At 59.0% G+C, this 22,123-nt stretch carries 21 protein-coding genes; 10 read left to right on the top strand and 11 right to left on the bottom strand.

Features of this window, described 5'->3' with window-relative positions; genetic code table 11:
• Nucleotides 1-36: 36 nt before the first annotated feature.
• Both moeB and moeA read right to left on the bottom strand, forming a co-directional pair.
• Nucleotides 37-789 (bottom strand): molybdopterin-synthase adenylyltransferase MoeB, encoded by a 753-nt coding sequence (moeB, locus tag ACWKX3_RS08695; protein ID WP_454541598.1) that lies wholly within the window; start codon nt 787-789, stop codon nt 37-39.
• A gap of 1 nt (nt 790) precedes the next feature.
• Nucleotides 791-2,023: a molybdopterin molybdotransferase MoeA gene (gene moeA / locus ACWKX3_RS08690; RefSeq protein ID WP_454541597.1), complete on the bottom strand. Its 1,233-nt coding sequence runs from the start codon at nt 2,021-2,023 to the stop codon at nt 791-793.
• A 189-nt stretch (nt 2,024-2,212) separates the two neighbouring features.
• Here moeA and iaaA point away from each other — a divergent pair, with 189 nt between their 5' ends.
• Genes iaaA through gsiD form a run of 5 tightly spaced genes read left to right on the top strand, consistent with a single transcriptional unit; the run spans nt 2,213 to nt 8,432 of the window.
• A complete protein-coding gene (gene iaaA / locus ACWKX3_RS08685) occupies nt 2,213-3,151 on the top strand; it encodes a beta-aspartyl-peptidase (RefSeq protein WP_058610378.1) in 939 nt (312 codons plus the stop codon).
• Between the two features lie 11 nt (nt 3,152-3,162).
• On the top strand, nt 3,163-5,028 hold the full coding sequence (gene gsiA / locus ACWKX3_RS08680) for a glutathione ABC transporter ATP-binding protein GsiA (RefSeq protein WP_454541596.1): 1,866 nt from the start codon (nt 3,163-3,165) through the stop codon (nt 5,026-5,028).
• A 23-nt stretch (nt 5,029-5,051) separates the two neighbouring features.
• The gene (gene gsiB / locus ACWKX3_RS08675) at nt 5,052-6,590 is read left to right on the top strand and encodes a glutathione ABC transporter substrate-binding protein GsiB (protein WP_454541595.1); all 1,539 of its coding nucleotides are present in this window, start codon (nt 5,052-5,054) and stop codon (nt 6,588-6,590) included.
• A gap of 8 nt (nt 6,591-6,598) precedes the next feature.
• Nucleotides 6,599-7,519: a glutathione ABC transporter permease GsiC gene (gene gsiC / locus ACWKX3_RS08670; protein ID WP_006174252.1), complete on the top strand. Its 921-nt coding sequence runs from the start codon at nt 6,599-6,601 to the stop codon at nt 7,517-7,519.
• A gap of 1 nt (nt 7,520) precedes the next feature.
• Nucleotides 7,521-8,432 (top strand): glutathione ABC transporter permease GsiD, encoded by a 912-nt coding sequence (gene gsiD, locus ACWKX3_RS08665; protein ID WP_058610376.1) that lies wholly within the window; start codon nt 7,521-7,523, stop codon nt 8,430-8,432.
• A gap of 58 nt (nt 8,433-8,490) precedes the next feature.
• Here gsiD and rimO read toward each other — a convergent pair whose 3' ends face one another.
• A complete protein-coding gene (gene rimO / locus ACWKX3_RS08660) occupies nt 8,491-9,816 on the bottom strand; it encodes a 30S ribosomal protein S12 methylthiotransferase RimO (protein WP_058610375.1) in 1,326 nt (441 codons plus the stop codon).
• A gap of 216 nt (nt 9,817-10,032) precedes the next feature.
• Between rimO and bssR the strand changes: the two genes are divergently transcribed.
• Together bssR and ACWKX3_RS08650 are read left to right on the top strand one after the other, a co-directional pair.
• The gene (bssR, locus tag ACWKX3_RS08655; RefSeq protein ID WP_042319373.1) at nt 10,033-10,416 is read left to right on the top strand and encodes a biofilm formation regulator BssR; all 384 of its coding nucleotides are present in this window, start codon (nt 10,033-10,035) and stop codon (nt 10,414-10,416) included.
• A 107-nt stretch (nt 10,417-10,523) separates the two neighbouring features.
• A complete protein-coding gene (locus ACWKX3_RS08650; RefSeq protein WP_042319377.1) occupies nt 10,524-11,642 on the top strand; it encodes a PQQ-dependent sugar dehydrogenase in 1,119 nt (372 codons plus the stop codon).
• Here ACWKX3_RS08650 and ACWKX3_RS08645 read toward each other — a convergent pair whose 3' ends face one another.
• The gene (locus ACWKX3_RS08645; RefSeq protein WP_088207610.1) at nt 11,643-12,269 is read right to left on the bottom strand and encodes a glutathione S-transferase family protein; all 627 of its coding nucleotides are present in this window, start codon (nt 12,267-12,269) and stop codon (nt 11,643-11,645) included.
• A gap of 234 nt (nt 12,270-12,503) precedes the next feature.
• Here ACWKX3_RS08645 and dacC point away from each other — a divergent pair, with 234 nt between their 5' ends.
• Nucleotides 12,504-13,709, top strand: a complete 1,206-nt coding sequence (dacC, locus tag ACWKX3_RS08640) for a serine-type D-Ala-D-Ala carboxypeptidase (protein ID WP_088207910.1) — start codon at nt 12,504-12,506, stop codon at nt 13,707-13,709.
• Nucleotides 13,710-14,082: 373 nt separating this feature from the next.
• Here dacC and deoR read toward each other — a convergent pair whose 3' ends face one another.
• From deoR to ACWKX3_RS08625, 3 genes are all read right to left on the bottom strand, one after another.
• Entirely contained in the window at nt 14,083-14,841 is a 759-nt protein-coding gene (deoR, locus tag ACWKX3_RS08635) for a DNA-binding transcriptional repressor DeoR (protein ID WP_088207609.1), read from the bottom strand.
• 66 nt (nt 14,842-14,907) lie between these two features.
• The gene (gene ybjG, locus ACWKX3_RS08630) at nt 14,908-15,516 is read right to left on the bottom strand and encodes an undecaprenyl-diphosphate phosphatase (RefSeq protein ID WP_006174269.1); all 609 of its coding nucleotides are present in this window, start codon (nt 15,514-15,516) and stop codon (nt 14,908-14,910) included.
• 7 nt (nt 15,517-15,523) lie between these two features.
• Nucleotides 15,524-16,252, bottom strand: a complete 729-nt coding sequence (locus tag ACWKX3_RS08625; RefSeq protein ID WP_454541594.1) for a phosphatase PAP2 family protein — start codon at nt 16,250-16,252, stop codon at nt 15,524-15,526.
• A 167-nt stretch (nt 16,253-16,419) separates the two neighbouring features.
• On the opposite strand from ACWKX3_RS08625, the gene ACWKX3_RS08620 reads away from it, so the two are divergent.
• On the top strand, nt 16,420-17,652 hold the full coding sequence (locus tag ACWKX3_RS08620; protein ID WP_102891181.1) for an MFS transporter: 1,233 nt from the start codon (nt 16,420-16,422) through the stop codon (nt 17,650-17,652).
• 36 nt (nt 17,653-17,688) lie between these two features.
• Here the strand turns inward: ACWKX3_RS08620 and ACWKX3_RS08615 are convergent, their stop codons facing one another.
• Complete coding sequence (locus tag ACWKX3_RS08615) at nt 17,689-18,501, bottom strand: Cof-type HAD-IIB family hydrolase (protein WP_454541593.1); 813 nt, start codon at nt 18,499-18,501, stop codon at nt 17,689-17,691.
• The gene (locus ACWKX3_RS08610) at nt 18,491-19,702 is read right to left on the bottom strand and encodes an MFS transporter (RefSeq protein WP_006174280.1); all 1,212 of its coding nucleotides are present in this window, start codon (nt 19,700-19,702) and stop codon (nt 18,491-18,493) included. The genes ACWKX3_RS08615 and ACWKX3_RS08610 overlap by 11 nt, the downstream gene beginning before the upstream one ends.
• An 81-nt stretch (nt 19,703-19,783) precedes the next feature.
• Here ACWKX3_RS08610 and ACWKX3_RS08605 point away from each other — a divergent pair, with 81 nt between their 5' ends.
• Nucleotides 19,784-20,347, top strand: coding sequence for a TetR/AcrR family transcriptional regulator (locus ACWKX3_RS08605; RefSeq protein WP_454541592.1), 564 nt, complete (start codon nt 19,784-19,786; stop codon nt 20,345-20,347).
• 19 nt (nt 20,348-20,366) lie between these two features.
• On the opposite strand, the gene arsC is transcribed toward ACWKX3_RS08605, so the two are convergent.
• Nucleotides 20,367-20,798, bottom strand: coding sequence for a glutaredoxin-dependent arsenate reductase (gene arsC, locus ACWKX3_RS08600; RefSeq protein WP_058610366.1), 432 nt, complete (start codon nt 20,796-20,798; stop codon nt 20,367-20,369).
• Between the two features lie 9 nt (nt 20,799-20,807).
• On the bottom strand, nt 20,808-22,100 hold the full coding sequence (locus tag ACWKX3_RS08595; protein ID WP_102891178.1) for an arsenic transporter: 1,293 nt from the start codon (nt 22,098-22,100) through the stop codon (nt 20,808-20,810).
• Nucleotides 22,101-22,123: the final 23 nt, after the last annotated feature.

Below are 22,123 nucleotides of genomic sequence, written 5' to 3'. Positions count from 1 at the left end.
GAGGGCCGGGGTGAGGGCATCAGGCTGCAACAAGGCTTAACCGCCGCACACCTCACATCCCGGATTGCGCATTAACTTCATCTCGCGGAACTGGCAGGTCATCGCGTCGTACATCACGATTTTCCCCGCAGCAGGCGTACCGTAATGCGCCAGCACCTTGATCGCTTCCATTGCCTGCAACGAACCTATCACGCCGACTAACGGCGCCATCACGCCCGCTTCGACGCAGGTCAGCGCATTCTCGCCAAACAGGCGGCTCAGGCAGCGGTAGCAGGGCGCGCCGTCGGCGTAGGTGAAGACGCTGATGTGGCCCTCCATGCGGATCGCCGCGCCGGAGACCAGCGGGACTTTGTGCGCAAAACAGCCTGCGTTGAGCTGGTTACGAATGGCGACGTTATCGGTACAGTCGAGAACCAGATCATGCTGCGCAATCTGTGCGGAGAGCGCTGCGTCATCCAGCGCGGCGTCAATGAGCGTGAACTGAACGTTGGGATTAATACGCGCCAGCGCCGCCTGGGCAGATTCCACTTTCGGCTGACCCAGGGTTGCGTCGCTGTGCAGCGTCTGGCGCTGCAGGTTCGATACCGAGACGGTATCAAAATCCAGCAGCGTCATCTGGCCCACGCCCGAGGCGGCGAGATACTGTGCAGCAGCGCAGCCCAGGCCGCCGAGGCCGACCACCAGCACGCGCGCGGCCTTGAGCGCTTCCTGCCCTTCGAAGTCAAACCCGCGCAGGACGATCTGGCGGTTGTAGCGCATCATCTCCTGGTCGCTCAGTTCCACCGTCATCTTAGCCTCCGAACAGGTGGTTAAAGCGTTCGACCTCAACCCATTCGCCCGCTTCTACGTTGCCGCGCTCGCGCTCCAGCACGATAAAGCAGTTGCCCTGGCTGAAGGAGCTAAAGATGTGCGACCCCTGATGACCCGTAGTGCTCACCTCCAGCTCGCCGTCGGCACCCGTTGCCAGAATGCCGCGCTGGAAATCGAGACGGCCCGGCGATTTTTTCAGGCGCGTCGCCGCCCGCACGCGCAGGCGTTCAGGCAACGGGCGGGTATGGCTGCCAGAAAGTTTGGTCAGCAGCGGGATCACCAGCTGGTAGAAGGTGAGGGCCGCAGAGACCGGGTTGCCCGGCAGGCCGCAGAACCAGCTGTGCTCAAGCTTGCCGAAGGCGAAAGGTTTGCCCGGCTTGATAGCCAGCTTCCAGAAGGCGATTTCACCCAGTTCGTCGAGGATGGTTTTCGTGTAATCCGCTTCGCCAACCGATACGCCGCCGGAGCTGATCACCACGTCGGCCCAGTTATCTGCTTCAATAAATGCCGCGCGCAACCGATCGGGATCGTCAGGAATGATGCCAAGGTTAATCACCTCGCAGCCCAGCTGCTCCAGCATCAGGTGTACCGCCAGGCGGTTAGTGTCGTAAATCTGGCCGTCCTGCAGCGGTTGGCCCGGAAGGCGCAGCTCGTCACCGGTGGAGAACACCGCCACGCGCACCTTGCGAATCACCTCGATGTCGGCAATACCGAGCGAAGCCAGTACCGGCAGTTCGCCAGCCGTCAGCTTTTGCCCGGCGGCAAACACCGTGGCGCCAAGGGTGATGTCTTCGCCCGCGCGACGAATGTTCTGGCCGGCCCTGACGCTGGCGGTAAACCGCACGCCGTCGTCGGTCTGTTCGGTCTCTTCCTGCATCACCACGGCTTCGCAGCCTTGTGGGACCGGCGCGCCGGTCATGATCCGCACGCAGGTGCCTTCAGGCCATTCGCCGCTAAACGGCTGGCCCGCAAATGCTTTACCCGCCACCGGCAGCGACTTGCCCGTCTGGAGATCCGCCAGGCGCACCGCATAACCGTCCATCGCAGAGTTATCGAACCCGGGCACGTTGAGTGGGGAGACGATATCGCGCGCGGCAATCCGACCGAAACAGCGCACCAGCGGCAGCGATTCTGCGTCTTGCAGCGGGGAAATGCGGTCGAGCATCTGCGTGAGTGCCGTCTCAAGCGGCATCAGTCCGGCGTTAAAATCCATGGGTGGCTCCTGCACAGTAACAACGAAAGCGTCCATTATGGCAGAAAAGTGCCGCTAACAGTATGACCCGATGGGTGTACGCTTTACATCACAGTGGCGTCTTTCTATATTCAAAAATCATCTGAAGTTTCAGCGACGATAATGATATTTATAGAAAAAGCCGCAGGTCTGGCTAACGGGTGATGGGAAATGGTCAAAGCGGTAATCGCGATTCATGGTGGCGCCGGGGCAATCACCCGCGCAATGCTCAGTCCCGAACAGGAAAAGCGGTATATTGACGCGCTTTCTGCCATCGTGGAAACCGGCCAGCACATGCTGGAAGCCGGGGAGAGCGCGCTGGATGTGGTCACCGAGGCCGTGCGTCTGCTGGAGGAGTGCCCGTTATTTAATGCGGGGATTGGCTCGGTGTATACGCGCGATGAGACGCACGAGCTGGATGCCTGCGTGATGGACGGGGTGACCCTGAAAGCGGGGGCCGTGGCGGGCGTGAGTCATCTGCGTAACCCCGTCCTGGCGGCGCGTCTGGTGATGGAGCAAAGCCCGCACGTGCTGCTGACGGGAGCAGGCGCGGAACAGTTTGCCCATGATTGCGGGATGGAGCGGGTATCGGCCGATCTGTTCTCGACCCCGGCGCGCTACGAGCAGCTGCTGGAAGCCCGTACGGCGGGCATGACCCGGCTCGATCACGATGCGCCGCTGGACGAGCGCACTAAAATGGGCACGGTAGGTGCCGTGGCGCTCGATAAGGCGGGCAACCTCGCCGCCGCCACCTCGACTGGCGGAATGACCAACAAACTACCGGGTCGGGTAGGCGACAGCCCGCTGCCGGGTGCGGGATGCTATGCCAATAACGCGACGGCGGCGGTCTCCTGCACCGGCACCGGGGAAGTGTTTATCCGCGCGCTGGCGGCGTACGACATTACCGCTCTGATGGACTACGGCGGGCTTAGCCTGGCCGAAGCCTGTGAGCGGGTGGTGATGGAAAAACTGCCGGCGCTGGGCGGCGTCGGCGGCGTCATTGCGGTGGATCGTGAAGGCAACGTCGCGCTGCCCTTCAACAGTGAAGGGATGTATCGCGCCTGGGGTTATGCCGGTGACGAACCCAGTACGGGAATTTATCGTGAATAAGGGGGCAAAACGTGCCGCACGCTGAAGCGATGGACAGCCGGGAAGTACTGTCCGTCCATCAACTGAACATTGCGTTCCAGGAGGAGCGGCAGTTCATCCCCGCCGTGCAAAATTTATCGTTTTCGCTGAACCGCGGCGAAACGCTGGCGATTGTCGGTGAGTCCGGTTCCGGGAAATCGGTCACCGCGCTGGCGCTGATGCGTCTGCTGGAACAGACGGGCGGGCAGGTCACCAGCGACAGGCTGCTGCTGCGTCGTCGTAACCAGCAGGTGACGGATCTCAACGCCCTGAGCGCCTCGCAGATGCAGCGCGTGCGCGGGGCGGACATCGCGATGATCTTCCAGGAGCCGATGACCTCCCTGAACCCGGTCTTTCCGGTGGGCGAACAGATCGCCGAATCAATACGCCTGCATCAGGGGCTGAGCGGCGATGAGGCGCTCCTTGAGGCGAAGCGGATGCTTGACCGGGTGCGCATTCCCGAAGCGCAATCGATTTTAGGGCGTTACCCGCACCAGCTCTCCGGCGGGATGCGTCAGCGCGTGATGATCGCGATGGCGCTGTCGTGCCGTCCGGCCGTGCTGATTGCTGACGAACCGACCACTGCGCTGGATGTCACTATTCAGGCGCAGATCCTCCAGCTTATTAAAGTGCTGCAGCAGGAGATGGAGATGGGGGTGATCTTTATCACCCACGATATGGGCGTGGTGGCGGATATCGCCGATCGCGTGCTGGTCATGCATCAGGGCCAGGTGGTGGAAACCGGACGCGTGGAGCAGATTTTCCATGCTCCGGCTCATCCCTACACCAAAGCGCTACTGGCGGCGGTCCCGCGCTTGGGGGCCATGAGCGGCAGCGATTTACCGCGCCGATTCCCGCTGATTATTCAGGGCGAGGAACCGCAACCGGAAGTCGAGCAGGATACCGTGGTGGCGGGCAAGCCAATTCTGGAAGTGCGTAATCTGGTGACCCGTTTCCCGCTGCGCAGTGGCATCTTCAACCGCGTAAAACGCGAAGTGCATGCGGTGGAAAACGTCAGTTTCGACCTCTGGCCGGGCGAGACGCTGGCGCTGGTGGGCGAGTCCGGCTGCGGGAAATCCACCACCGGACGGGCGCTGCTCAGGCTGGTGGCGTCTCAGGAGGGGAGTATTACCTTTAACGGTGAGCGTATCGATACCCTTGCGGACAGCAGGCTGCAGGCGGTGCGCCGGGATATCCAGTTTATTTTCCAGGACCCGTTCGCCTCTCTCGATCCGCGCCACACGGTAGGCTATTCCATTATGGAGCCGCTGCGGGTGCATAACCTGCTCGACGGCGAAGCCGCCCAGCGTCGCGTGGCCTGGCTGCTGAAGCGCGTGGGCCTCAAGCCGGAACACGCCTGGCGTTATCCGCATGAGTTTTCCGGCGGCCAGCGCCAGCGCATCTGTATCGCGCGCGCGCTGGCGCTGAACCCCAAAGTGGTGATTGCAGACGAATCCGTCTCGGCGCTGGATGTCTCAATCCGCGCGCAAATCATCAATTTGCTGCTCGATCTTCAGCGCGATTTAGGCATCGCGTTCCTGTTTATTTCTCACGATATGGCCGTGGTGGAACGGATAAGTCATCGTGTGGCGGTGATGTACATGGGGCAAATTGTGGAGATTGGCCCGCGGCGGGCGGTCTTTGAGAACCCGCAGCACCCCTATACCCGCAAGCTGATGGCGGCGGTGCCGGTTGCCGATCCTGCCCATCGCCACGCCCGGCGCGTGCTCCTGCAGGATGAAATGCCGAGCAATATTCGTAAACGGGGTGAGCACATGGAGCGCGTGGCGCTGCGTGAGGTCGGCCCCGGACATTTTGTGACCCCCCCGCGCCAGGACAATGCCTTCTCGCGGTTATAACTTACAACAGGCAGGAGAACACCATGGTTAAATTTGTTGCCCGGACAGGGTGGTTAGCCGCGAGCGTGGCGCTGGCACTGGCCGCCGCCCCCGCATTTGCTGCCAAAGATGTGGTGGTCGCAGTGGGGTCTAACTTCACCACGCTGGACCCGTATGACGCAAACGACACTCTGTCACAGGCGGTGGCGAAATCATTCTACCAGGGGCTGTTTGGCCTGGATAAGGATATGAAGCTGAAAAACGTGCTGGCTGAGGGGTACACCGTCTCCGATGACGGGCTGGTGTATACCATTAAGCTGCGCAGCTGCGTGAAGTTCCAGGACGGGACCGATTTCAATGCTGAGGCGGTGAAGGTCAACCTTGACCGCGCCAGCAACCCGGACAACAGCCTCAAGCGGTATAACCTGTATAAAAATATCCGCAGTACCGAGGTGGTGGATCCGACCACGGTGAAAATCACCCTGAAAGAGCCGTTCTCGGCCTTTATCAATATTCTGGCGCATCCGGCGACGGCCATGATCTCCCCGGCGGCGCTGAAAAAATATGGCCAGGAGATCGGCTTTCACCCGGTGGGCACCGGCCCGTACGAGCTGCTGACCTGGAACCAGACCGACTTTGTGAAGGTGAAGAAGTTCGACGGATACTGGCAGCCGGGCCTGCCGAAGCTCGACACCATTACCTGGCGTCCGGTAGTGGACAACAACACCCGCGCGGCGATGCTGCAAACCGGCGAGGCGCAGTTTGCCTTCCCGATCCCCTATGAGCAGGCTGCGATTTTGCAGAAAAACAGCAAGCTGGAGCTGGTTGCCAGCCCGTCCATCATGCAGCGCTACATCAGCATGAACGTGACGCAAAAGCCGTTTGATAACCCCAAGGTGCGTGAAGCCATCAACTACGCCATTAACCGTCAGGCGCTGGTGAAGGTGGCCTTCGCGGGCTTCGCCACGCCAGCAACGGGCGTGCTGCCGCCGTCGATTGACTATGCCCAACAGTACCAGCCGTGGCCGTACGATCCGGCTAAAGCGCGCGAGCTGTTAAAAGAGGCCGGCTTCCCGAACGGCTTTAGCACCACGCTGTGGTCTTCCCATAATCACAGTACCGCGCAGAAAGTGCTGCAGTTCACCCAGCAGCAGCTGGCGCAGGTGGGGATTAAGGCGCAGGTTACCGCTATGGATGCCGGACAGCGTGCGGCAGAAGTGGAGGGCAAAGGCCAGAAAGAGAGCGGGGTGCGGATGTTCTACACCGGCTGGACGGCCTCGACAGGTGAAGCCGACTGGGCGCTGTCGCCGCTGTTTGCTTCACAGAACTGGCCGCCAACGCTGTTTAACACCGCGTTTTACAGCAACCCGCAGGTGGACAAAGACCTGGCCGACGCGCTGAAAACCACCAAACCGGAGGAGAAAGCGCGCCTTTATAAAGAGGCTCAGGACACCATCTGGAAAGAGTCACCGTGGGTCCCGCTGGTGGTGGAAAAACTGGTTTCTGCGCATAACAAAGCGCTGACCGGCTTCTATATCATGCCGGACACGGGCTTTAGCTTTGATGACGCGGATTTAAAATAAGATAACCCATGTTGAATTATGTGTGTAAACGGCTGCTGGGGCTTATCCCGACCCTGTTCATCGTGGCGGTGCTGGTGTTCCTGTTTGTCCATCTGCTGCCGGGCGATCCGGCGCGGCTGATTGCAGGGCCAGAAGCCGATGCGACGGTGATTGACCTGGTGCGCAAACAGCTGGGCCTCGATCAGCCGCTGTATAAACAGTTCCTGCACTACATGGCGAACGTGCTGCAGGGGGATTTTGGTACCTCGATGGTCTCGCGCCGCCCGGTGTCGGAAGAGATTGCCAGCCGCTTCATGCCGACGTTCTGGCTGACCCTTGCCAGCATGGGCTGGGCGGTGCTGTTCGGCCTGGGGGCCGGGATTGTCGCCGCCGTGTGGCGCAACCGCTGGCCGGATAAGCTCGGCATGGCGCTGGCCGTGACGGGGATCTCCTTCCCGGCTTTTGCGCTCGGCATGCTGCTGATGCAGATTTTCTCCGTAGAGCTGGGCTGGCTCCCGACCGTCGGGGCCGATACCTGGAAGCACTATATTCTGCCCTCCCTGACCCTGGGCGCTGCCGTGGCGGCGGTGATGGCGCGCTTTACCCGCGCCTCGTTTGTTGAGGTGCTGAGCGAGGATTACATCCGCACCGCGCGGGCGAAAGGGGTGAGTGAGAAGTGGGTCATTCTTAAACACGGCTTACGTAATGCGATGATCCCGGTGGTGACGATGATGGGGCTGCAGTTTGGCTTCCTGCTGGGCGGCTCTATCGTGGTGGAGAAGGTGTTTAACTGGCCGGGGCTGGGGCGTCTGCTGGTCGACTCGGTCGACATGCGCGATTACCCGGTGATTCAGGCGGAAGTGCTGCTTTTCTCGCTGGAGTTTATTCTTATCAACTTAGTGGTGGATGTGCTTTACGCCGCCATTAATCCGGCCATCAGGTACAAATAAGATGCGATTGTTGAACTGGCGACGTCAGGCCATTTTAAACGCGATGCCGGGGGTGAAACCGGACCATATCCGCACCCCGTGGTTCGAATTCTGGCGGCGTTTTCGCCGTCAGCCCGTGGCGATGGCGGCGGGGCTGTTCGTGCTGCTGCTGATCGCGGTGGCGATCCTCGCCCCGTGGATCGCCCCCTTTGATGCGGAAAACTATTTTGATTACGACCGCCTGAACGACGGGCCGTCGATGATGCACTGGTTTGGCGTTGATTCCCTGGGGCGCGATATTTTTAGCCGCGTACTGGTCGGGGCGCAGATTTCGCTCACCGCCGGGGTGTTTGCCGTGCTGATTGGCGCGGTTATCGGAACGGTATTAGGCCTGGTTGCCGGGTATTACGAAGGCTGGTGGGATCGCATCATCATGCGCGTGTGCGACGTGCTGTTTGCCTTCCCGGGCATTCTGTTGGCTATTGCGGTGGTCGCCATTATGGGCAGCGGCATGGCGAACGTGATCATCGCGGTGGCCGTGTTTTCCATCCCGGCCTTTGCACGCCTGGTACGCGGCAATACGCTGGTGATTAAGCAGCAGACCTTTATCGAGTCGGCGCGCAGCATGGGGGCCAGCGATGCCACGATCCTGTTCAGCCATATTCTGCCGGGCACGGTGTCGTCCATCGTGGTCTATTTCACGATGCGTATCGGGTTGTCGATTATTTCGGCGGCCAGCCTGTCGTTTCTGGGGCTGGGCGCGCAGCCGCCCACGCCGGAGTGGGGCGCGATGCTCAACGAAGCCAGGGCGGATATGGTGATTGCCCCCCACGTCGCCATCTTCCCGAGTCTGGCGATCTTCCTGACCGTGCTGGCGTTTAATCTGTTAGGGGATGGACTGCGCGACGCGCTGGATCCGAAAGTGAAAGGGTAATTCGAGAGGGATTGTGATCCCCTCTCCCGGTGGGAGAGGGGCAGGGTAAGGGCAGAAATTACACCCGGCTTCCCCACAGGTCATACTCGTCAGCGTTTTCAACTTTCACGCGAATGATATCACCCGGTTTCACGTTGGTTTCGCCGTTCAGGTAGACCGCACCGTCGATTTCAGGGGCGTCCGCCATGCTGCGGCCAATGGCGCCTTCTTCGTCCACCTCATCGATAATGACCAGCACTTCACGGCCCACTTTCTCCTGCAGACGTTCGGCGGAGATCTGCTGTTGCAGCTGCATGAAACGGTTCCAGCGCTCCTCTTTTACCTCTTCCGGCACCTGATCCGCCAGTTCGTTAGCGGTCGCGCCGTCCACCGGGCTGTATTTGAAGCAGCCTACGCGATCCAGACGGGCTTCTTTCAGGAAGTCGAGCAGCATCTGGAAATCTTCTTCGGTTTCGCCCGGGAAGCCAACGATAAAGGTCGAACGCAGGGTCAGGTCCGGGCAGATCTCACGCCACTGCTTGATGCGCGCCAGCTGGCGGTCAACGGAGCCAGGGCGTTTCATCAGCTTCAGAATGCGCGGGCTGGCATGCTGAAGCGGGATGTCCAGGTACGGCAGGATTTTGCCTTCCGCCATCAGCGGGATCACATCGTCAACGTGTGGATATGGGTAGACGTAGTGCAGACGCGTCCAGATACCCAGCTTCGCGAGCTGTTCACACAGGCCGACCATGCTGGTTTTCACCGGTTCGCCGTTGTGGAAGCCTGAACGGTGCTTGACGTCAACGCCATAGGCGGAGGTGTCCTGCGAAATCACCAGCAGCTCTTTCACGCCAGCATCGGCCAGACGTTTAGCTTCGGCCAGCACCTCGCCGATCGGACGGCTCACCAGATCGCCACGCATGGACGGAATGATGCAGAAGGTGCAGCGGTGGTTGCAGCCTTCGGAAATCTTCAGGTAGGCATAGTGGCGTGGGGTCAGCTTCACGCCCTGTTCCGGCACCAGGCTCAGGAACGGATTGTGCTTTGGTTTTGGCACATAGTGGTGCACATGTTCCAGCACCTGCTCGTAGCTGTGCGGACCGGTGATCTCAAGAACCTTCGGGTGCACTTCGCGGATTTGATCCACTTTGGCACCCAGGCAGCCGGTCACAATCACTTTACCGTTTTCCGTCAGCGCTTCACCAATGGCTTCGAGCGACTCCTGAACCGCGCTATCGATAAAACCGCAGGTATTCACAATCACCATGTCAGCGTTGTCGTAGCTTGGCACCACGTCATAGCCTTCGGTACGAAGTTCGGTCAGGATGCGTTCAGAATCCACCAGGTTTTTCGGGCAGCCGAGGGAGACGAAGCCAATCTTCGGCGGGTGCGTAACATTGCTCATAGGTTAAAAATTCATCAATTATGGAGTTATCAGGGCGGGATTTTACAGCGTATCGCGGGCGATTTATACACTCTTTGCGGGGCAGATGACGCTCCCGAACGTTGTTACATTGTAAAGAATGTTAATCAGTTACGATTTATTGATCTCATACATTACATTGTACAAAAAATAACCTTATGCTCATTATGCAACATGGCTGACAGAGGAGGAAAAAGCATGTCCGTTGACAGACTGAAGCGCGATCTGCTGAACAAGCTGATCAATGCCCGCATCGACCTTGCCGCCTATCTGCAGTTAAGAAAAGCGAAAGGCTATATGTCAGTCAGCGAAAGCGAACATCTGCGTGATAATCTGTTTGAACTGTGCAATTTCATGCGTGAAAAAGCCCCGATCCTGAAAATGGAGTACGACGAGAGCGAACTGATTGCCCTGCGTCGTGCCGCCGAAATGCTCACCGCAGCAGGGGTATGCCTGATGACCGGACGTCATGACTGCCCAACGTTTATCGCCGTTAACGCAGAGAAGCTCGAAAACTGCCTGACTACGATCTCGCTATGCATTATGTGTCTGAACGAGCACGCGAAGCTCGAACAGCACTAAGCCCCGGGGGAGGCAACTCCCCCTTCTGATTAAGCTTTTGTAAAAGTGGTAACGCGCCCGGACGTTGTGGCTAATCTTTATGCCATATGCTGATAAAGGAGCGCGTTATGCATCGATCCTCGCTGATTTTCCTCCCTGCGTTATTTTTCCCCGTCTCGCTCCTGGCTGCGCCCAATGCGGTTAAGGTTGAGGTGCTGCAAAACCGACTCGATCACCCCTGGTCGATGGCCTTTCTGCCCGACAACAAAGGCCTGCTTGTCACCCTGAAGGGGGGCCAGCTTAAGCACTGGCAGGCCGGGAAGGGGTTATCCGATCCCATCGTCGGTGTGCCAAAGGTATGGGCGAACGGCCAGGGGGGACTGCTGGATGTTGTGCTGGCCCCGGATTTTGACACATCGCGCCGGGTGTGGCTGAGCTACGCCGAAGCGGGTCAGGACGGGAAAGCGGGCACGGCGGTGGGCTACGGCAGGTTGAGCGACGATCTTTCGCGCATTGAAGCCTTCCAGGTGGTCTTCCGCCAGATGCCGAAACTCTCCACCGGTAACCATTTTGGTGGCCGACTGGTGTTTGACGGTAAAGGCTATTTATTCATCGGCCTTGGGGAGAACAACCAGCGTGCAACGGCGCAGGATCTCGACAAACTGCAGGGCAAAGTGGTTCGCCTGACCGAAGAGGGTAAAGTCCCGCCTGATAACCCCTTTGTGAACACCGCCGGCGCACGGCCTGAAATCTGGTCCTATGGCATTCGCAACCCACAGGGCATGGCGATGAACCCGTGGAGCGACACGCTGTGGCTTAATGAGCACGGCCCACGCGGCGGGGATGAGATTAATATCCCGGAAAAAGGCAAAAACTACGGCTGGCCGCTGGCTACGCACGGTATTAACTATAGCGGCCTGAAGATCCCGGAGGCCAAAGGCGAGCACGTCGAAGGCACAGAAAAACCGCTGTTCGTCTGGAAAGTCTCCCCCGCGGTAAGCGGCATGGCGTTCTATAACAGCGACGTTTTCCCGCAGTGGAAAAACAGGCTGTTCATCGGGGCGCTGAAAGAGAAGGACGTTATCGTGCTGAACGTTGATGGCAACAAGGTGACGGAAGAGGGACGGATCCTGGGGGACAGAGATCAGCGTATTCGCGACGTGCGCGTCGGGCCGGATGGTTATCTGTACGTCCTGACCGACGAGACGGACGGGCAACTGCTGAAAGTCAGCCCGTCCGGCGGGTGATCAGCTTACCGGGATCATCACGGTTTTACGGTACGCCGGGCGCTCACTGAGCTGCGCGAGCCAGCGCTCAAGGTGCGGGCGCGGCGTCCATTTAAGCCCCAGGTTGGTCAGGTTCCAGACGAACGGCGCAACGGCAATGTCGCCTGTGCCAAAGGCATCGCCGGAGAACCAGGCGTGTTGAGACAGCTCCTCGTCCATCATGGCGAACAGCCCTTCGCAGGCGTCCTGCGCGGCGTGAATGGCAGGATAATCGCGCTCGGGTTCTGGCGTGCGCACAAGGCCCATCAGGATCACGCGGTGGGTCGGGGAGAGCGTCTGGTTCGCCCAGTCCATCCATTTTTCTCCCTGCGCACGGCTGGCGGGGTTTTCAATCCACAGACGGCTCTGGCCGTACTGGGCGGCCAGATACCGCACGATAGTATTCGACTCCCAGAGCGTGACGCCGGTCTCTTCGTCGCGCAGCAACGGCACCAGGCCATTCGGGTTCATGGCGAGATACTCGGCCTCTTTATTCACCCCAAACTGTAAACCTGCCATCACCTGCTCAAACGGTAAATCCAGCTCTTCCAGCGTCCACAGAACTTTCTTCACGTTGGTCGAGTTGTTCCTGCCCCACAGCGTAATCATTGTATTCCCCAAATAGTCAAACCTGAGAGTCGCCATGGTGAGATAAACCTAACAATTACGCAACAGAAGAGAAAAAAATCCCGTGAATCGAAGCGTATCCGTCGGGTATTGCATAAACTTTAAAAACTTTACCTGGTTGAGGTTTCCTTAACAGTTGTAGTGCGCTATTACTCATCGCTTGTTGCGACACGGTGATGTGACGTAATTTTTAGAATGGACACTCGGGTGGCATTTATGACGCTAAAAACTTCTTCTCTGCGCAGCCTGGCGGCGGGCTCTGCGCTTCTTTTCCTTTTTGCACCCACGCTCTATGCGGCGGAACAGGCGGCGCCCGAAGCGCCTCCGGTTGATGCGCGTGCCTGGATCTTAATGGATTACGCCAGTGGTAAAGTGCTGGCGGAAGGGAACGCCGACGAAAAACTGGATCCTGCCAGCCTGACCAAACTGATGACCAGCTATGTGGTGGGTCAGGCGCTGAAGGCCGGAAAAATTAAGCTCGATGACATGGTGACCGTCGGGAAAGACGCGTGGGCAACCGGTAACCCGGCGCTGCGCGGTTCATCGGTGATGTTCCTGAAACCGGGCGATCGGGTATCGGTCTCCGACCTGAACAAAGGGGTGATTATCCAGTCAGGTAACGATGCCTGTATAGCGCTGGCGGATTACGTGGCGGGCAGCCAGGACTCCTTTATCGGCCTGATGAATGGCTATGCGCAAAGGCTGGGTCTGACCAACACCACCTTCAAGACCGTTCACGGTCTGGACGCGCCGGGGCAGTTCAGTACCGCGCGTGATATGGCGCTGCTGGGCAAAGCACTGATCCACGACGTGCCGGAAGAGTACGCCATCCACAAAGAGAAAGAGTTTACCTTCAACAAGATCCGCCAGCCGAACCGTAACCGTCTGCTGTGGAGCAGCAACGTGAACGTCGACGGCATGAAGACCGGGACGACGGCAGGTGCGGGTTATAACCTGGTGGCATCCGCCACACAGGGCGATATGCGCCTGATTTCGGTCGTGCTTGGCACCAAAACCGACCGCATTCGCTTTAACGAATCGGAAAAACTGCTGACCTGGGGCTTCCGCTTCTTCGAAACCGTCACGCCAATCAAGCCGGATGCGACGTTCATCAGCCAGCGCGTCTGGTTTGGCGATAAGCGCGAAGTGAATCTTGGCGCGGGCGAAGCGGGTTCGGTGACCATTCCTCGCGGTCAGCTGAAAAACCTGAAAGCCAGCTATACCCTGACCGATCCGCAGCTGACCGCGCCGCTGAAAAAGGGCCAGGTTGTCGGGACGATTGATTTCCAGCTGAACGGTAAATCCATTGAGCAGCGTCCGCTGATCGTCATGGAGGCGGTCGAAGAGGGCGGCTTCTTCAGCCGGATGTGGGACTTTGTATTAATGAAATTCCACGGATGGTTTGGCAGCTGGTTTAGCTAAGGGTTTGCCGGGTGGCGTTGCGTTAACCCGGCCTGCAACGGCTCGAACCCAGGCCGGGTAAGGCGAAGCCGCCCCCCGGCGAACCAGAGTGTATTGCGGCCTGATGCCCTCACCCCAACCCTCTCCCACGGGGAGAGGGGGAAAACACGGGCCCGTAGGCCGGGTAAGGCGAAGCCGCCCCCCGGCGAACCAGAGTGCGTTGCGGCCTGATGCCCTTACTCCAACCTGTCCCACGGGGAGAGGGGGAAAACACGGGCTCGTAGGCCGGGTAAGGCGAAGCCGCCACCCGGCGAACCAGAGTGTGTTGCTGCCTGATGCCCTTACTCCAACCTGTCCCACAGGGAGAGGGGGAAAGCACGCACCCGGTAAAACCTCAATACATCAACTTCACCTGCTGCGTTTTCGCGCAGGCCACGATGTCATCATCCGGGCGGCAGTCGCTGACGATGGCGTCAAACTGTGCCAGCTCGCCCATTCTCGCCGGACGCACCTTGCCAAATTTACTGTGATCCACCACCAGCACGTGGTACTGCGCTGCATTGAGCGCCCAGTGCTTCACCGGCAGTTCTTCCAGGTTAAAGCAGGTCGCCCCCTGGCGCACATTGACGCCCGCCGCGGAATAAAACGCGATATCCGGGCAGACATTACTCAGCGTGTCGTGCAGGTTAAGCGGCTTGAAGATGGCGTTGCTGGCATGGAACTCGCCGCCGCAGAGGATAACCCGGCACTCGGGTTTCTCCTGTAACGCCAGAAAGGTGTTCAGGGAATAACAGACCGCCGTGAAGGGGATGGCGCTGTCGATGGCTTCGATGATCCACGGTGTGGTGGTGCCACAGTCAAAAAACAGGGTTTGATGCGGCTGGACCAGGGAGGCGGCAAGCCTTGCGGCCCGGCGTTTCTCTTCAACCAGGCGCGTTTTTTGATCGCTTATCAGATAGTGGCTGGCGCTGCGGGGTTCCAGGACAATGTACCCACCCAGCAGCACCACGGGCGCGCTGTTGCTGTTCAGGTCACGACGAATGGTCATCTCTGAAACGCCAAGCAGCGTGGCGGCCTCTTTGAGATGCAGCTTATCACTGCGCTTCAGCGCCTGTAGCAGCTGGGCTATGCGGTCATCGCGGCGTGTTTCCATAGATCCTCGGGCTGAAAAGTGAACCCCCGCAGGGCGGGGGGTCAAGTGTAACCTGTCAGCGCGGGGTTAGTCACGTATCCAGCCTTTACGGATCGGCAGCGCGAAGAGGGTACGGTACACCCCAGACAGCCCGCGATGCAGCGCCGGACCAAAGAGGCTCCAGAGAATAGCCGCGCTGACGCAGCCAATCAGCCCGACCAGGAACCCGCCGACCATATCCAGCGGCCAGTGAACGCCAAGATAGACGCGAGACCAGGCGATAGCGAGCGCCATGGCCATCAGCAGCGCACCGGACCACAGGCGATGCCAGAACAGGAATGCCAGCGCAAAGGTGAAGATCACCGTGCCGTGGTCGCTCGGGAAGGAGTCGTCCGGGGCGTGATGCAGGAAGTTATAGCCGACGTGATCGACAAACGGACGGTCGTGCGGGAAGGCGTGGCCGAGCAAATAGCTTGTCACCACGCTGACGCCGATAGCCATTGCCACTTTGATCACCAGCTGGCGCTGCGCATCGACCTGCTTGCGCGGCCCCCACAGCCACAGAATAACGGCCAGCACGGGCACTATGCTTATCACATCGCGCGCGATAAAGGTGGCAAAATCGATCATCCACGCCGGGGAAGCGGGGGTGGCGTTAATCAGATAGAACAGACTGTAATTTAGATTTTCTAACATACCCTCGTCACTTTTTTGCAAACCAGGTAGAAACCAGCCCGTAGACGGCCACCTGAGAAAACCAAACCCACCACCCGGCCCACAGGTTGTGAGAGAAAAAATGCGCGCCGCGCATAACCTGCCCGTAGCCCATCGCCAGCCCGGCAATCACGCCCAGTGCGACACAGGCCCAGGCCAGTCGCGGACGTTCGCGCCAGAAGGCAAAAAACAGCCCCATCAGCATAAAGCCGCTCGATGCATGCCCGCCGGGGAAACAACGCCCGGGGCCGCTGCCCTCAGGGACCGCGCTAAACAGCGGGTACGAAAGCGCTTTTCCGCCGTACTCCACCAGGTCCCACGGGCAGCTGTGGTGGCTTATGCTTTTCAGCGCACCGACCACCAGCGCACCCAGCCCCATCAGCAGGGCGGCAGTGACCAGCCGGGTATTGCGTCGCCAGGCCCCGATAATCAGCGCCAGCGCGCCAGTTGTAATCGCAACGTATTTCGCCAGCCGGTGGTTGATCAGATCCAGCAGGTGATTTTGCTGTAGCGGAAAACCGTGTGTCGCCGCGTCATACCAAAAGCCGGTGATCCATTTGTCGAGCGTTTCATCGCGAGACAGCCAGATAAACAGCACCGCGAGGATTAACAGCACGAAAAGCTGATAACCATAAAAGCGTACCGGTAATCGGTAAAGGGATTTAGTCTTATCTGTCTGTAAGTTAGATAATTCTGAAGGGCTGACGCCGTGTGCCATAGTCAAGGTCATTAACGGGAAAAAAGGCTATCTTAAAGGGGGCAACTTAAGGAAACCTTAAACGACAACGATACGTGCTTTATTTCTGTTTCGTCTCGATTATTTACTATCTCAGGCTGCGGCAATTCATTACACTCATCGCGATTTTTTCTTTATAAAGAGATGGCATGTTAAACCGTTCTTCTTCCGGTAACCGTCTGGGTCGTCAGGCGTTACTTTTCCCTCTGTGTCTGGTGCTCTACGAATTCTCTACCTATATCGGCAACGATATGATCCAGCCCGGGATGCTGGCCGTTGTCGAACAGTACAACGCAGGTATTGAATGGGTGCCGACCTCCATGACCGCCTATCTGGCTGGCGGCATGTTTCTGCAGTGGCTTTTGGGGCCGCTGTCGGATCGTATTGGCCGCCGTCCGGTGATGTTGACCGGCGTGGTGTGGTTTATCGTGACCTGCCTCGCCACGCTGCTCGCGCAAAACATCGAGCAATTTACCCTGCTGCGCTTCCTGCAGGGGGTGAGCCTGTGCTTTATCGGCGCGGTGGGCTATGCCGCCATTCAGGAATCGTTTGAAGAGGCGGTCTGTATCAAAATTACGGCGCTGATGGCTAACGTCGCGCTGATTGCGCCGCTGCTCGGGCCGCTGGTGGGGGCGGCGTGGGTACACGTTGCACCGTGGGAAGGCATGTTTGTGCTTTTCGCCTTGCTTGCCGCCATCTCCTTCTTTGGCCTGCACCGCGCCATGCCCGAAACCGCTACGCGCCTGGGGGAGAAGCTCTCCCTGAAAGAGCTGGGCCGGGATTACAAACTGGTTCTCAAGAACGTTCGCTTTGTGGCGGGTGCGCTGGCGACGGGCTTTGTTAGCCTGCCGCTGCTGGCGTGGATTGCCCAGTCACCGGTCATTATCATCAGCGGCGAGCAGCTCAGCAGCTACGAGTATGGCCTGCTGCAGGTGCCGATTTTTGGCGCGCTGATTTTGGGTAACCTGGTGCTGGCCCGCCTGACCGCGCGCCGCACCGTGCGGTCGCTGATCGTTATGGGCGGCTGGCCGATTGCGGCAGGGCTGATGGTGGCGGCGGTTGCAACGGTTGCGTCCTCCCATGCCTACCTGTGGATGACGGCGGGGCTGAGCATTTATGCCTTCGGGATTGGCCTGGCGAACGCCGGTCTGGTGCGTCTGACGCTGTTTGCCAGCGAGATGAGTAAAGGCACGGTGTCCGCCGCAATGGGCATGTTGCAGATGCTGATCTTCACCGTGGGAATTGAAGTGAGCAAGCACGCCTACGCTTTCGGCGGCAATGGGCTGTTCAGCCTGTTCAACCTCGCGAACGGTCTGCTGTGGGTGGGGCTGATGGTGGTATTCCTGAAAGATAAACGCGTCGGCAGCGCGTTACAGCCGTAAGCGAATTGCCCTCTCCGTGCAGGAGAGGGCCTCAACTCAGTTAAACGGCGCTTCCCCGTTCAACGCTTTTTCAATGATATCCAGCACGCCTTCCTCGTTATTGTTCGGGGCTTCGTAGTGGGCGATGGCCTTGATGTGCGGTCCGGCATTGGCCATTGCAAAGCTGTAGCCCGACTGGCGCAGCATTTCCACGTCGTTGCCGCTGTCACCAAAGGCCAGCACTTCGCTGTCCTCAATGCCCCAGCGCTGTTGCAGGATCCGCAAACCATTCGCCTTGTGCACGCCCGGGATAATCAGGTCGATACTGCCGTGGCCGGTGGTCACCGGCACCATAATGTCGTTGAGCTTTTCATGCAGCAGAGCCTGAATGCGCGGGATCTCGTCATCGGAGACGTTAAGCCCGAACTTGAAGAAGATATCGTTCAGGTTGCCAAAATGGCTGACCTTCTCCAGACGGTGATAGTATTTCGCCGCGATGTCGTGGAAGGCGTCGTCATACTCTTTTAGCGTGTAGGCGCTGCTTTTGCCGCAGGCGATAATCTCAATCCCCACGACGTCGTTAAGCACGGCGGCGACGGTATCAAAGTGTTCTTTCGACAGTTCGCCGTTAAAGACATCTTCCCCGGCGCAGACGACCCAGCCGCCGTTCTCGGCCACAAAGGCAATCTCATGGGCGATCTCCGGGAAAAAGGAGATCAGCTGGTAGTATTGATTCCCGCTGGCCACCGCAAAGCGGATGCCCTGAGCTTTCATACGCGCATACTGCGCCAGAAAACGCGGCCGGTTATAGGTTTTGGCATCGCTCAGGAAGGTTCCATCCATGTCTACTGCAATCAGCTTAACGCTCATATCCATTCTCCAGTGTCTGTTCTGCTTCCGGTTTTGCGACCGCACGCGCCACCAGTGCGGCAATAATCACTAACCCTAACACCACCAGCATCGCGCTGCGCAACCCGTAGTGCTCACCCAGGAAGCCGAGCAGCGGCGGCCCCACCAGGAAGGCGAGATAGCCGGTGGTCGCCACCACGCTGACCCGCGTTGGCGCGTCCGGGCCGGTATCGCTGGCGGCGGAAATGGTCAGCGGGAAGCCGAGCGAGGCGCCCAGGCCCCAGAGGATAACCGAGACACCGGCAATCCAGTCGACATCCACAAAGATGATCATCGCAATACCTAACCCGCCCAGCAGGGCGCTGGCGCGAACCACCGCCACGCGGCTGTAACGGTCGATAAACCAGCCGCCGGTAAAGCGCCCGACCGTCATGCCGAGCGTAAATCCGGCATAAATCAGCGAGCCGGAGGTGGGACTGAAGCCGTGACCGTCAACCATCAGCAGCGGCAGCCAGTCGTTGGCGGAGCCTTCGGCGAAGGCCATCGCCAGCACCACCACGCCGATGAGCATGAGCTGAATATCGCGATAGAACGGCAGCCCTTTCGCCGCAGATTTTTGCTCCCCGGTCGAGTTTTTGCCCGTACCGTCGGGGATGGCCCGGATGCCGGTCAAAATGGGGATAATGCATACCAGCGCCGCCAGCAAAATATGCAGATTCGCCGCAATGCCAAACGCCGTCAGCGCCATGCCAACGCCCGCGCCCGCCAGCGTACCGAGGCTGTAAAAGCCGTGCATCATCGGCAGCACCGTTTTGTTCACCTCGCGCTCAACGGCTGCCCCTTCAACGTTGATCGCCACTTCCGCCGCGCCGAAGCTGCCGCCAAAGACCGTCAACCCCAGCGCAAACATCAGCGGAGAAGCAAACCACAGCGCCACGCTCAGGACCACCATGCCCAGCACCGCGCAGCACATGGTGGTGCGGATCACCGCCCGCGTGCCAAAGCGCTTCACCAGCCAGGCGGAGCACAGAATGCCGCTCATGGAACCAATCGACAGACCGAACAGCACGATGCCCATCTCCGCGGTTGAGACGGATAAAATGTCGCGGATAGCGGGCGTACGTGTCGCCCAGGAGGCCATCAGCAGCCCGGGAATAAAGAAGAACATAAACAGCGCCCACATGCGTAGCTGCAGGGCTTTACGAGGGGAGGTCAGCGTCATTGGGTTAGCACCAGAAGTACAACAATAGCGACAACACTAGCAAGTTTGTGTACATTTGTACATAAACTACATGAGGTATTTATGAGCAGACCCCCCAACGATCCTCATCGCCGCGAGAAAATCCTCCAGGCGACCCTGGATACCATTGCCGAGCACGGGATCCACGCCGTCACGCACCGTAAAATCGCCAGCTGCGCAGGCGTGCCGCTGGGGTCGATGACCTACTATTTCGACGGCAAGGAGCCGCTGCTGGAGGAAGCGTTTACGTGGTTTACGCGGAAGATGTCGCAGCAGTATCTGGATTACTTTGCCGGGGTCAGCGGGCCGGAGATGGCGTGCGAGTCCATCACAACCTTAATCCACAGTTCGGAAGTGACCACGCCGCACAACATGGCGCTGATGTACCAGCTGTACGCCTTTATGAACCGTAGCGCGGCGCTGAAAACCGTGATGCAGGACTGGATGAAAATGAGCCAGACCACGCTTGAACAGTGGTTTGATCCGGCGACGGCCCGCGCGCTGGATGCGTTTATCGAGGGGATGACGCTGCACTACGTTACCGACAGAGTACCGTTAACGCGGGAGGAGATCCGCACGATGGTGGGGAGAATTGCAGGCGAGGGGAGCCGCACAGCCCTGCGCTAAACGGCAGGGCCAGTCGGGACTATTTCCCGCGAATTTTGTTTCCCGACGCGTCGACCACCGCTTCGCCGTCCTCTTTGGTAAACGCCGCGCGCTGCGGATCGGGTAAAATATCCAGCACGCGTTCAGAAGGGCGGCACAGGCGCGTCCCCAGCGGGGTCACGACAATCGGGCGATTGATGAGGATCGGGTATTGCAGCATGAAATCAATCAGCTGTTCGTCGCTGAACTGCCCATCGGCAAGCCCGAGTTGCGCATAGGGCTCGACGTTCGTGCGCAGTAAATCCCGTACCGAGATGCCCATGTCCGCGATCAGCTTACACAGCGTTTCGCGCGACGGCGGCGTGTCGAGATACAAGACGATCTCGGGTTCATTACCGCTGTTGCGGATCATCTCGAGAGTATTGCGCGAGGTGCCGCAGTCCGGGTTATGGAAGAGGGTGATGTGGCTCATATCGGTTACTCACTGCAGTGTAAAAGAGAGTCGTAACGCCAGCGCGGCGAGCGTCACGAACAATACGGGCACGGTCATGATGATGCCCGTTCGGAAATAATAGCCCCAGGCGATCGACATATTTTTCTGCGCCAGCACGTGCAGCCAGAGCAGCGTCGCCAGGCTGCCGATCGGCGTGATTTTGGGGCCCAAATCGCAGCCAATCACGTTGGCATAAATCATCGCTTCTTTGATCACCCCGGACGCGGTGCTCCCCTCAATCGACAGGGCGCCAATCAGCACCGTCGGCATATTGTTCATCACCGAAGACATGAAGGCGGTAATAAAGCCGGTGCCCATCGCGGTGGCCCAGAGTCCATGCTGGCCCAGCATAGACAACACGCCGGATAAGGAGTCCGTCAGCCCGGCATTGCGCAGACCATAAACCACCAGATACATTCCCAGCGAGAAGACGACGATTTGCCACGGTGCCCCGCGGAGCACTTTGCCGGTATTGATCGCCTGTCCGCGTTTCGCCACGGCAAATAAAATTAACGCGCCCGACGCCGCAATGGCGCTGACGGGAATGCCGAGCGGCTCAAGCACAAAGAACCCGATCAGCAGCAGAAGCAGCACGACCCAGCCTGTTCTGAAGGTGGCGACATCGTGGATGGCAAGGGCGGGCTGGCGAAGTTTCGCCAGCTCGTAGGTCGGCGGGATCTCTTTGCGAAAGAACAGGTGCAGCATCACCAGCGTGGCGGCGATGGCCGCGATATTCACAGGGACCATGACCGAAGCGTATTCGCTGAAGCCTAGCGTGAAGAAATCTGCCGAGACGATGTTAACCAGGTTCGAGACAATTAACGGCAGGCTTGCGGTGTCGGCAATAAACCCCGCCGCCATCACAAAGGCGAGGGTGGCCTGTTTGCTGAAGCCCAGCGCCAGCAGCATCGCGATGACGATAGGCGTTAATATCAGCGCAGCGCCGTCGTTGGCGAACAGCGCCGCCACCGCCGCGCCCAGCAAAACAATATAGGTAAACAGCAGCCGTCCCCGGCCGTTGCCCCAGCGGGCGATGTGCAGCGCCGCCCACTCAAAAAAGCCGGACTCATCCAGAAGAAGGCTGATGATAATGACGGCGATAAAGGTCGCTGTCGCGTTCCACACGATATTCCAGACCACCGGAATGTCGTTAATATGAACGACTCCGCTTACCAGCGCCAGCACGGCACCCAGCGTGGCGCTCCACCCGATGCTTAGCCCTTTGGGTTGCCAGATAACCAGTACCAGCGTGAAGAGAAAAATAGCCCCTGCCAGCAACATCGTTTTACTCCGTTATATATGTT

This window comes from Enterobacter sp. UPMP2052 (assembly GCF_053709675.1).
Note: the sequence above shows the minus strand (reverse complement) of the source record. Positions and strands in the feature narration are given on the sequence as shown.

Excerpts from the sequence above, each read along its gene's own strand:
- ACWKX3_RS08605 (WP_454541592.1), top strand. The coding sequence starts at position 19,784 with ATGAGCAGACCCCCCAACGATCCTCATCGCCGCGAGAAAATCCTCCAG.
- ybjG (WP_006174269.1), bottom strand. The coding sequence starts at position 15,516 with ATGTTAGAAAATCTAAATTACAGTCTGTTCTATCTGATTAACGCCACC.
- ACWKX3_RS08610 (WP_006174280.1), bottom strand. The coding sequence starts at position 19,702 with ATGACGCTGACCTCCCCTCGTAAAGCCCTGCAGCTACGCATGTGGGCG.
- moeA (WP_454541597.1), bottom strand. The coding sequence starts at position 2,023 with ATGGATTTTAACGCCGGACTGATGCCGCTTGAGACGGCACTCACGCAG.
- ACWKX3_RS08645 (WP_088207610.1), bottom strand. The coding sequence starts at position 12,269 with ATGATTACGCTGTGGGGCAGGAACAACTCGACCAACGTGAAGAAAGTT.
- iaaA (WP_058610378.1), top strand. The coding sequence starts at position 2,213 with ATGGTCAAAGCGGTAATCGCGATTCATGGTGGCGCCGGGGCAATCACC.
- ACWKX3_RS08620 (WP_102891181.1), top strand. The coding sequence starts at position 16,420 with ATGTTAAACCGTTCTTCTTCCGGTAACCGTCTGGGTCGTCAGGCGTTA.
- gsiC (WP_006174252.1), top strand. The coding sequence starts at position 6,599 with ATGTTGAATTATGTGTGTAAACGGCTGCTGGGGCTTATCCCGACCCTG.
- gsiB (WP_454541595.1), top strand. The coding sequence starts at position 5,052 with ATGGTTAAATTTGTTGCCCGGACAGGGTGGTTAGCCGCGAGCGTGGCG.
- ACWKX3_RS08650 (WP_042319377.1), top strand. The coding sequence starts at position 10,524 with ATGCATCGATCCTCGCTGATTTTCCTCCCTGCGTTATTTTTCCCCGTC.
- bssR (WP_042319373.1), top strand. The coding sequence starts at position 10,033 with ATGTCCGTTGACAGACTGAAGCGCGATCTGCTGAACAAGCTGATCAAT.
- ACWKX3_RS08615 (WP_454541593.1), bottom strand. The coding sequence starts at position 18,501 with ATGAGCGTTAAGCTGATTGCAGTAGACATGGATGGAACCTTCCTGAGC.
- rimO (WP_058610375.1), bottom strand. The coding sequence starts at position 9,816 with ATGAGCAATGTTACGCACCCGCCGAAGATTGGCTTCGTCTCCCTCGGC.
- moeB (WP_454541598.1), bottom strand. The coding sequence starts at position 789 with ATGACGGTGGAACTGAGCGACCAGGAGATGATGCGCTACAACCGCCAG.
- ACWKX3_RS08625 (WP_454541594.1), bottom strand. The coding sequence starts at position 16,252 with ATGGCACACGGCGTCAGCCCTTCAGAATTATCTAACTTACAGACAGAT.
- gsiD (WP_058610376.1), top strand. The coding sequence starts at position 7,521 with ATGCGATTGTTGAACTGGCGACGTCAGGCCATTTTAAACGCGATGCCG.
- ACWKX3_RS08595 (WP_102891178.1), bottom strand. The coding sequence starts at position 22,100 with ATGTTGCTGGCAGGGGCTATTTTTCTCTTCACGCTGGTACTGGTTATC.
- arsC (WP_058610366.1), bottom strand. The coding sequence starts at position 20,798 with ATGAGCCACATCACCCTCTTCCATAACCCGGACTGCGGCACCTCGCGC.
- deoR (WP_088207609.1), bottom strand. The coding sequence starts at position 14,841 with ATGGAAACACGCCGCGATGACCGCATAGCCCAGCTGCTACAGGCGCTG.
- dacC (WP_088207910.1), top strand. The coding sequence starts at position 12,504 with ATGACGCTAAAAACTTCTTCTCTGCGCAGCCTGGCGGCGGGCTCTGCG.